This window comes from Methylopila musalis (assembly GCF_042679725.1).
Lineage (GTDB): Bacteria > Pseudomonadota > Alphaproteobacteria > Rhizobiales > Methylopilaceae > Methylopila > Methylopila musalis.
This window is the reverse complement of record NZ_JBHTMX010000343.1, coordinates 1-1,472: the sequence shown is the minus strand read 5'-3', so window position 1 is coordinate 1,472 and position 1,472 is coordinate 1. Positions and strand designations below refer to the sequence as shown.

The following is a 1,472-nucleotide window of genomic DNA, read 5'->3' as shown; positions in this document are numbered from 1 at the left end:
CGGGCGCCGGCTGGTCACGCTCGGCGAGGCGCTGGACGAGACGCCCCCGCCCGCGCCCGCCGCCCCGCCAGAGCCCCGCCCGCCGCTTGAGCTTCGGCCCACACGGCTCAGCGTCACCGCGGTCGAGACCTGGCTGCGCGATCCTTACGCCATCTACGCCCGCCACATCCTGAAGCTGGACGAGATCGGCCCCGTCGGCCCCGAGCCGGGCCCCGGCGATCTCGGAAACGCAATCCACGGCGCGCTGGAGCTGTTCGCGGCGAGCGGGCTCGATCCCGCCCATCCGGACGCGCGCGAGGCGCTGCTCGGCTTCGGCCGCGCCGCCTTCGGCCCGCTGCTCGACCGCGACGAGGCCCGGACGCTGTGGTGGCCCCGCTTCGTGCGCGTCGCCGACTGGCTGCTGCAGCGGGAGCGGCTGCGCGGCCCCCGCATCGCCGCGCGCCACGTGGAGCGTTCGGGCGCGGCCCGGTTCCCGACCATCGCGGGGCGGGACTTCGAGCTGACCGCCCGCGCGGACCGCATCGACCTCATGACCGACGGCTCGGTGGCGCTGATCGACTACAAGACCGGCCGCGTCGCCACCGCCAAACAGGCGCTGGCGGGCTTCGCGCCGCAGTTGCCGCTGGAGGCCGCGATCCTGCGCAAGGGCGGCTTCCCGGACGTGGCGCCGGAGGGCGTCAGCGTGGAGAGCCTGACGCTGCTCCGCCTCACCGGCCGCGACCCGGCCGGCGAGGAGATCGACATCCGCCACAAGGAGACGCCGCTTGATCAGGTGGCGGACGAGGCCTTCGCCGCCTTCGCCAAAGTGGTCAACCGGTTCGAGAACCCGGACGAGCCCTATCGCTCGCTGTCGCACCCGCAGTTCCTGTCGCGGCCGGAAGGGCCCTATGGCCATCTCGCCCGCGTGCGGGAATGGTCCGCCACCGGCGGCGCGGGCGAGGACGGGGGAGCGGAGGAATGACCCGCCCCAGCGCCGAGACCCTGCGCCGGCAGGCGCTCGCCTCCCATCCCGGCTCCTCCGCCTGGGTGTCGGCCAACGCCGGCTCCGGCAAGACCTATGTGCTGGTGCAGCGGGTGGTGCGGCTGCTGCTCGCTGGCGCGGAGCCCTCGCGCATCCTCTGCCTCACCTTCACCAAGGCGGCCGCCGCCAACATGCAGAACCGCATCGTGGAGCGGCTGCGCGGCTGGGCCACCGCGCCCGACGACCGGCTCGCGCCCGAGATGGCGGCGCTGGAGGGCGAGGCGCCCTCGCCCGCCCGCCTCGCCGAGGCGCGCCGCCTGTTCGCCCGCGCGCTGGAGACGCCGGGCGGGCTGAAGATCTACACCATCCACGCCTTCTGCGGCCGGCTGCTGCGCCAGTTCCCGTTCGAGGCCAACGCCCCGGCGGGCTTCGCGGAGCTCGATCCGCGCGACCAGGCGGAGATGATGGCCCGCGCCCGCGCCGCCGTGTTCGCGGAGGCCGCGCGCCGGCC

At 75.3% G+C, this 1,472-nt stretch carries 2 protein-coding genes; both read left to right on the top strand.

Features of this window, described 5'->3' with window-relative positions:
* On the top strand, positions 1-961 hold a 961-nt coding region (locus ACFQ4O_RS17470), incomplete at its 5' end, for a PD-(D/E)XK nuclease family protein (RefSeq protein WP_378777644.1).
* A partial coding sequence (locus ACFQ4O_RS17465) for a UvrD-helicase domain-containing protein (protein WP_378777642.1) occupies positions 958-1,472 on the top strand: 515 nt, incomplete at its 3' end. The genes ACFQ4O_RS17470 and ACFQ4O_RS17465, both read left to right, overlap by 4 nt.